Annotated in this window: 6 protein-coding genes; 3 read left to right on the plus strand and 3 right to left on the minus strand. The window is 68.6% G+C overall.

Going from position 1 to position 8,210, the window contains the following annotated elements; translation table 11 throughout:
- Window positions 1-1,215: NTP transferase domain-containing protein (locus WAW17_RS11535; RefSeq protein WP_422333114.1), on the minus strand; the 1,215-nt coding region annotated here is incomplete at its 3' end.
- 209 nt (window positions 1,216-1,424) lie between these two features.
- Between WAW17_RS11535 and WAW17_RS11540 the strand changes: the two genes are divergently transcribed.
- Both WAW17_RS11540 and WAW17_RS11545 read left to right on the plus strand, forming a co-directional pair.
- Entirely contained in the window at window positions 1,425-2,870 is a 1,446-nt protein-coding gene (locus tag WAW17_RS11540; RefSeq protein WP_422333115.1) for a PLP-dependent aminotransferase family protein, read from the plus strand.
- A 146-nt stretch (window positions 2,871-3,016) separates the two neighbouring features.
- Window positions 3,017-4,237, plus strand: coding sequence for a lipase family protein (locus tag WAW17_RS11545; protein WP_422333116.1), 1,221 nt, complete (start codon window positions 3,017-3,019; stop codon window positions 4,235-4,237).
- A 29-nt stretch (window positions 4,238-4,266) separates the two neighbouring features.
- On the opposite strand, the gene WAW17_RS11550 is transcribed toward WAW17_RS11545, so the two are convergent.
- Together WAW17_RS11550 and WAW17_RS11555 are read right to left on the minus strand one after the other, a co-directional pair.
- Complete coding sequence (locus WAW17_RS11550) at window positions 4,267-4,569, minus strand: MGMT family protein (protein WP_422333117.1); 303 nt, start codon at window positions 4,567-4,569, stop codon at window positions 4,267-4,269.
- A complete protein-coding gene (locus WAW17_RS11555) occupies window positions 4,569-5,345 on the minus strand; it encodes an alpha/beta fold hydrolase (RefSeq protein WP_422333118.1) in 777 nt (258 codons plus the stop codon). Before WAW17_RS11555 ends, WAW17_RS11550 begins: the two co-directional genes overlap by 1 nt.
- A 65-nt stretch (window positions 5,346-5,410) precedes the next feature.
- Between WAW17_RS11555 and WAW17_RS11560 the strand changes: the two genes are divergently transcribed.
- A partial coding sequence (locus tag WAW17_RS11560; RefSeq protein WP_422333119.1) for a UvrD-helicase domain-containing protein occupies window positions 5,411-8,210 on the plus strand: 2,800 nt, incomplete at its 3' end.

An 8,210-nucleotide genomic window follows, 5' to 3' on the forward strand; every position in this document is an offset into this window, starting at 1 on the left:
CGTCCGCACCCCGCACCACGAGAGGAAATGCGGCAGAACAGGTCCCAGGGCGTCGCGGGTCTGCCCTCGGCGGAGCGGCCCGTCCCGGCGAATCTCGTCTCCCGTCACCACGACGTGCGCGCGGACCGGGCCGCGCACGTCGAGAGCCTGCACTTCGGCGCTGAGGGCCGTCGACATCAGGGCAGGTGTCACCGGACTTCCCTCGTTCGCGAGCAGATGTCCCCGCTGCCAGTCCTCGCCGCGCCGCCGGGCGTCGTCGCGGACGGGTGACCCTTTTCTGCGAGCGAGGTGTTGACCGTCGGAAGTGTGTGTAACCTCGGAGAATTCGTCCCGGAGAACGGCGTCGGCACCGCGCGGCAGGTGGGCCCCGGTCGCGATGCGCGCCGCCTCACCGTCGCCGAGTTCGAACTCGTCGGCGCTTCCCGCGTAACGTATGTCCTCGCGGAGGATCCACGGGCCTTCTCCCGCGACCGCGTACCCGTCCATGGCGGAGACGTCGACATGCGGAAGCGCGTCCGCGGAGTGAAGGGGACCTGCCAGTGCGCCGCCGAGGCATTCCGTCAGGGGGGCTGTCCGCGGTGCGAGGAGTGGAACGGTGCCGCGGATCGCGCACCGGGCGTCGTCGATCGTGACCGGTGCCGTCCGCGTGGTCCTCCGCGCCTGCTCCACGTCGTCGAGGGTGTCGCAATCGGTGACGCCGGACACGGGAACGGTGACGAAGTCGTCCGGAACCAGAGCCTTCATGGGTTGGTTGACGGCGTCGCCGAGCACGCGGACTCGTTCGTTCAGGGCACCGATCCGCCACGCGGACAGCAGGAACTGCAGGCGTCCGGATTCGTCGACGGCGAACGCGGTGTCGGCTCCGTCGAGAGCGGCGACGAGCGCGTCGATCGTCGTGGACCGGACGAACGGCAGGTCCGACGCGAGAAGGACCACCCGTGAATCCGCAGCGGCGTCCAGTGCTTCGAGACCCGCGCAGATACCGGCGACCGGGCCGGAGCCGGGCGGGTTCTCCTGCGTCTGCAGGATGCCGGTATCGAGGTCACCGCGGCGGGGTCCGACCACCACGACGCGCTCGCATCCACACACCGCGTCCAGTGCGGTGTCCAGCATTCGGCGGCCCCCCACCACCATGGCGGGCTTGTCCACGCCACCCATACGCGTGGCCCGTCCGCCGGCGAGAACGATCGCGTGTGGGAGTGCGGCTGGGGTCATGCCCCCATGCTCCCGCACTCTGTCAATCGCTGTGCACGTGGCTGCGCGGGGGGCCGCTGGGAGCCGAGCGGCCACCTCGCACCGTGCTGATGCCGAGCCAGGCCACCGAGGCCACTCCCAGTACCGACGTAATTCCGATAACGAGCATGGATCTATAGTCGGACAGAATTGGACCACGACATGCAGTCCTCTGTGGGAAAGTGGCCTGTATGACGGGAAGGTCCGGCCCCACCATCTCGCCCACCGATCTGGCCGCGGTGCTCGGCGCGCTCGAGCCCGGCAGGCAACCCCTCTACCGGGAACTGGGCGAGGCTCTTCGTGACCGGGTGGCCGACGGATCGATCCCGGTGGGGATCCGGCTACCCGCCGAGCGGGCACTCGCCAAGGAGCTCCGATTGAGCCGGGTCACGGTCGGGGCCGCGTATCGCGAACTGCGCGGGGCCGGCTGGGCGGTGGCGAAGCACGGATCCGGCACGTACGCGACGATGCCACCGGGGCTGCCCGTATGGGGTGCCATGATGAGGTCGCCGATGGACGGCGTCATCGATCTGGTGAATGCGGCGCCATCGGCGGCTCCCGAACTCGGCGAGGTATACGTCGATGCGATCGACGAGTTGTCCCGGTTCATGCCCCAGCACGGATACCACCCCGGCGGACTGGGGGCGCTCCGTGCGGCGATAGCGGATCACTACGCGCGTCGTGGCCGGCCGACGACGCCGGAACAGATTCTCGTCACCGCCGGTGCGGGCGACGCCACCGAGGTGGTGCTCGAGGCGCTGCTCGAGGCCGGCGACCGGGTGCTGGTCGAGCATCCCACCTATCCCGGTGCGGTCGAATCCGTACGCGCCGCCGGTGGCCGTCCCGTTCCGGTGGCAATCGATCCCGCGGACCCCGACGCGTTCGTCGCCGCTGTCGATCGCGCGGCCCGGCAGAGTGCTCCCACGGCGGCCTTCGTGATGCCGGATTTCTCCAACCCGTCGGGTGCGAGGGCGACTGCCGACGGCCGACGTCGGCTGGCTGCGACCCTGTGGCGGCACGGAATGGTGACGCTCGTGGACGAGGTGTCCGCGCAACTCGTCCTCGACGGTTCCGGTGACCTCGAGCCGTTCGGTGTTCCGGTGCCGGAATCGGCGACGGTTGCCATCGGCAGTCTCAGTAAGACGGTGTGGGGCGGGATCCGGATCGGCTGGGTACGCACCGAGGCATCCCGGACCGCTCAGTTGGCGAAGATCATGGCCCGCAGGCAACTATCGGTTTCGGTGCTGGACCAACTCGCCGCGGTGCGGTTGTTCGCGAGGTACGACAACGTCGTGGCACAGCGACGACGGGAGCTCCTGCTGCAGCGCGATACGCTCGCGCGGGATGTCGAAACGAAGCTTCCTGGATGGAGTTTCACCCTGCCCGCCGGGGGATTGTCCCTGTGGTGCCGACTCCCCCCGGGGGTCGGTTCCGCCGAACTGGTCGCCTCAGCGCGTTCGCGGAACCTGCTGTTGGCGCCGGGGTCGCGGTTCGGAACGGGCCATCTGTTCGACGATCACCAGAGGCTGCCGTTTACCCGGCCGTCGACCGAGTTGACCGCAGCGGTGGACATCCTCGCCGCGCTCCGGTGCTCCGCGGACGGAACGTCACCGTTGGCGCCCACGCTCGTGGTGTGAGTAACTGCGCCGGGACCCGAGGCGGCGAATCAACTGTTAATGCAAGTATCAGTCAGTGACCTGTTCGGTACCACAATGACGCAGGCGTTCGCGAAATGCTCTGGCATAGTGATCCCGTCGGCGGACCGACCGAAGTGGGGTATGTCATGCGTTCAACGATTCGTACGACCGTGCGCGGTGCTGTTCTGGGATTCGTCCTGACCGTCGCCGCGGCCATGGTGGGAGCCGGAGCTTCTCATGCCGAACCCATGTTGCCGGAACCGGATCCGGACCCGTTCTACACGGCGCCTGCCGATCTGGCGGCACTCGCACCGGGCGACGTCATCGGGGTCCGCCAGCTGCAGCCGTCGTACTACTTCCCGGGTAGTGCGGTGTGGGAATTGCTGTTCCGGACCACCGACTCACAGGGGAAGCCGATCGCGGCGAACACGACGTATGTGCTCCCGCCGAATCATGTCCCCGACGGCCCTCTGGTCTCGTACCAGCACATCATCAATTCGCTGGGACAGAAGTGCAAGCTCGTCACCGAGCTCTATACAGGCGACCCCCTGCATCAGATCCGGGAAGCCGCGGGCCTCAACATCGCCCTCGCACGCGGATGGGCGGTGGCTCTTCCCGACCACCTCGGACCGAGGATGGCCTATGGCGCCGCCAAACTGGGCGGTCAGATCACCCTCGACGGAATCCGTGCGGTGAAGAAGGTTCCCGAACTCCAGGTCGCCGACAGCAAGGTCGGCCTGGGTGGATACTCGGGAGGCGGAATGGCCACGGCCTGGGCCGCCGCTCTGGCGCCCACGTACGCACCGGAACTCGACATCGTCGGTGCGGCGGTCGGCGGAACCCCGATGAACCTGGTCAAGATGGCCGAAGGCCTGGGGACCAATCCGCATCCGGCGTTCGGGCTGGCCATGGCCGCCGCGCTGGGACTCGAACGTGAATACCCCGATCGGATCGAAGTCACGAATCAACTCAATGCCCAGGGCAAATGGCTGCAAGGGCAGATCGCCAACGGCTGCACCAACGAGATCATGTTCTGGGGGCTCGGGCACAGCGCCGCCCAGGTGACCGACAACCAGAACTTCATGGACGATCCCGAAGCCTGGAAGGTGCTGGCGGAGAACAGTCTCGAGTTCTACCCGGGTGTTCCCGACGCCCCCGTCTTCGAATGGCACAGTCCGACAGACGCACTGATACCGGTCGACTCGATCGACAACACCCTCCGGCGTTACTGCGAGGCCGGAACGCCGGTGCAGACACTGCTCACGCCCACCCCCGACCATCTGTCGGCAGCAGCCCTCGGGATGTTCCAGGGACTGGACTGGATGGACGCCCGATTCCGCGGCGATCGGGCGCCGAGTACCTGCTGACGGCTTCGGCTCTTCGGGCCGGGCGGCGATCACCCGTCGAAGCGGTGGCGGGCCACCGCGAGGTCGACCCGGCCGTCCCGGATCGGCACGCCCTCGAGTTCGAGCGTCGCCAGCTGACGATGCGCCAGATGTGCGGCGGGACGGCCGGACGCGCCGAGCACCCGATGCCACGGCAGATCGGCGGAATCCGTGCGCATGATCCAGCCGACGGTGCGCGCGCTCGACAAGCCGGCGGCGGCCGCGATGTCACCGTAGGTGACCACACGACCGGAGGGGATCGACGCGACCAGTTCGCGGACGCGTTCGACCTGCTCCTCCGTGGTCGCGGCCATCAGAGCAGTGCGAGGACGAGCCCGGCCACTTCCTCCGGCCGGGCCAGCGGAACCATGTGATCGCATTCCACGTCGACGGCGGTGAGGTTGTCGCCCAGATGCTCGGTGAGGGCGCTACGGAACGCCGGCGTGACATAGGGGGGCTGGACCTTCGACGCCTGCGCGAGAACGGTCGGCAGGTGCGCCGGCGGAAGCACGAAGTCGCGTGCCAGCTCACCCCAGGCGGTGACCACGGCGGGAGTGGACACCCGCCAATTGACCCGGCCGTTCTCCATCGTCGTCAGATGCTCGTCGATCTCGCGCTCGAGGACTTCGGGCGGGACCTCACCCCACGACCCGTGCACTTTCTCTGCGCGGGCCTCGTCGACATCCGTGTAGCCGGGGGAGGAAATGGTGAGATCCGCCACCTCGGCCAGGAAGCCGGGATCGAGCCCGATGGCGGGGTCGAGCAGTACCAGACCCCGGACCCGATCCGGGGCCGCCCTCGACAGGTGCAGCGCCAGCGCGCCGCCGAACGAATGGCCCACCACGAGAACCGGGCCCCGCGCATGCGCGTCGAGTGTCTCGATCAGACTCACCACGTGGGATTCGAGATTCCACGGCGGTGTCCAGGGCGACCGGCCGTGGCCACGCAGATCGGGGCAGATCCAGCGGGCGCCCGGAAGTTGTTCGGTCGCGAGGTCCTTCCACCGCTTGCCGTGGCCGGTGAGTCCGTGCAGGGCGAGAATCTCCGGGCCGTCCACGGCGCCGAACGAATACGTGTGGAGTGCTGACACGGCGACAACTATGCCCGATCGGGGTGCGGTGCGAGATGTCGGACCGTTCTGGTGGAATGCCTGCTATGAAGGATTCGGCAGTGCGCACCAGGAAGGTCGCTCCTCGCGTTCGGCTCGTGCACCGCCGTGGCCCGGATCGCGCGGTGCGGGTCTGGGACGAATCCACCCGCCGAGTCTTCACGGCGCCCCCGGCCAGGGGGTCGCGGGCCACGGGATGGAGCCCGTGGCAGGTTCTCGGCGGACCGGGTACCGGTAAGTCGTCGCTGCTGATCGACGTCGCCGTGCAACGGATCGCCGGTGGCGAGGATCCGGAGTCGGTACTGGTGTTGACGCAGTCTCGTCGGGCCGCCGATCGGGTCCGGGAAGAGATCACGTCAGCGCTCGTGGGTCACGACGATCTGCACGGCCCCCGGGCCACGCGGGAGCCGCTCGTCCGGACAGTGCATTCCTACGCGTTCGCCGTCCTGCGATTGCAGGCCGCTGCGCACGGCAACCCTCCGCCTCGGCTCATCACTGGAGCGGAACAGGACGCGGTGCTCCGCGAGATGTTGCACGGTGACATCCTGGACGGCGGTGGGATGTGGCCGGAGCGTCTGCGTCCGGCACTGGGATTGGGGGGCTTCGCGACGGAGTTGCGCGATCTGATGTTGCGGTCGAGCGAACGCGGACTTGGTCCCGAAGATCTGATCGAGCTGGGGCGTAGGCATTCACGTCCCGAATGGGTGGCAGCCGGAACATTCGCCGCGCGGTACGAACACGGGATGTTGCTGCGCGGTGCAGTGGGTGTGGAGGCGCCCGAGGCCACGGCGCCGGCACTCGACGCCGCCGAGCTCGTCGGTGCCGCGCTCACGGCATTCGCCACGGACCCCGAGCTGGTGAGGTCGGAGCGAGCGCGGGTGCGCCATCTGCTGGTCGACGACGCGCAGCACCTCGATCCGCAGGCGGCAGAACTCGTGCGCCTCATCGGAACCGGTACGCGCACCACCGTTGTGGCCGGAGATCCTGATCAGTCGATCTACGGATTTCGCGGCGCCGACCCCTCCTTCCTGATCGGTCTGGCGGACAAGGGGGAAGCACGGCAAGTGTTGCTCCCCCGCAATTTCCGTAGCTCCGCGGAGGTCGCGGAGGTTGCGGCCCGGATCACATCCAGGCTTCCCGGTCATTTCCCACACCGGATCTGGACGCCGACGACGGAGGGCGGACGGAAGTCCGTCCGGGTCCTCTCCACCCAGGCGAAGGAGGCCGCGCTCATCGCCGATACGCTGCGCCGGGCCCACCTGCTCGACGGTGTTCCTTGGTCGGAGATGGCGGTTATCGTCCGATCCGTTCCCCGCGCTCTCGCTCCCCTGCGCCGCGCCCTGCTCGCCGCAGGGGTGCCGGTCGCCACCGCGGCGTCCGAGCTGCCTCTCGCGCGCCAGTACGGCGTTTCCGGGCTGCTGCTGGTGCTCCGCGCGTTGTCCGGGGAGGAATTCAGCGGAGAAGATGCTCTCGCACTGGTGGCCGGCCCGGTCGGCGGGGCCGAGCCGGTTTCGCTCCGCCGCCTGCGCCGCGGTCTGCGCCGCGCGGAGTTGTCGGCGGGTGGTGACCGCGACTCGGCGGAACTGCTGCGGATGATCCTTACCGGTGAGACGAAGACGACGCGCCGCGTCACGGCCAAGCTCACCGACGTGGAGGCGGCACCGCTCAACCGGGTGTTGTCGGTACTGCGCAAGGCGAACGCGATGCTGGATCGTGGCCGCGGGGTCGAAGAGGTGTTGTGGGCGGCATGGCAGGCCACCGGGCTGGAGCGACGCTGGGCTGCCGCGTCGGCGCGCGGCGGTCCGATCGGAGCCCAGGCCGACCGTGATCTCGACGCCGTGGTGGCGCTGTTCGATGCCGCGGCGAGTTATGTGGACCGTCTGCCGCGGGCCCAGCTCGCCGGTTTCGTCGACTATCTCACCCGTCAAGCGATTCCGACCACGTCGCGCAACGATTCCGTCGCGCCGGCCGATGCCGTCACCGTGCTGAGTGCCCACTCGGCGGCCGGTCGGGAATGGGATGTGGTCGCTGTGGCCGGTGTGCAGGAGGGGCTGTGGCCCAGCCTGCGTGCACGAGGGAGTCTGCTGGGTACCGAGGATCTGATCGATCTCACCAGTGGCGTGTCCGACGGCAGCGAGGCTGCGGCAGAACGGATGTCGCGCACCGCGCCACTTCTCGCCGAGGAGCGCCGGCTCTTCCTCGTCGCGTGCAGTCGCGCGCGGCGCAGCCTGCTCGTCACCGCCGTCGACTCAGCCGGAGGTGACGCCGATCTCGTCCGCTCCCGTTTCGTCGATCAGCTGGCCGGCGAGGGGAATTCCGAAGCGGAGGAGCCGGTGGTTCCGAAAGACGATCTGCCGGTTCGTGTTCTCGCGCTGCCCGCGCTCGTCGCGGATCTGCGGAGCGTGGTGTGTGACCCCGACCTTGCGGAGGCGGATCCGGGGCGCACGCGGCGGGCGGCGCGCCAGCTGGCGAGACTCGCGGCGGCCGGCGTCCGGGGTGCGCACCCGGACGAGTGGTACGGAATCGCTGAACCCAGCACCGGTGCCGCGTTGTGGAGCGAGGAGGACGGTCCGGTCGCCCTTTCGCCGTCCACAGTCGATTTGTTGAACACCTGCCCGTTGCGTTGGCTCCTCGAGCGGCACGGCGGCACGGACGGAGACAACACCCACGCAATCGCAGGCACACTCGTGCACACGCTGGTGCAGGCCCTTGCCGGCAATATTCCGGCCGACCAGGTGACGAAGGTACTCGAAAAGGCCTGGGAATCGATCGATCTCGGTTCGGGATGGTACTCGCGGCGCGAACTCGAGCGGACTCGGGAGATGCTCGGAACGTTCACGGCATGGC

It is taken from the genome of Rhodococcus sp. (in: high G+C Gram-positive bacteria) (assembly GCF_049286785.1).
GTDB lineage: Bacteria > Actinomycetota > Actinomycetes > Mycobacteriales > Mycobacteriaceae > Rhodococcus_F.

Excerpts from the sequence above, each read along its gene's own strand:
- WAW17_RS11550 (WP_422333117.1), bottom strand. The coding sequence starts at position 4,569 with ATGGCCGCGACCACGGAGGAGCAGGTCGAACGCGTCCGCGAACTGGTC.
- WAW17_RS11545 (WP_422333116.1), top strand. The coding sequence starts at position 3,017 with ATGCGTTCAACGATTCGTACGACCGTGCGCGGTGCTGTTCTGGGATTC.
- WAW17_RS11540 (WP_422333115.1), top strand. The coding sequence starts at position 1,425 with ATGACGGGAAGGTCCGGCCCCACCATCTCGCCCACCGATCTGGCCGCG.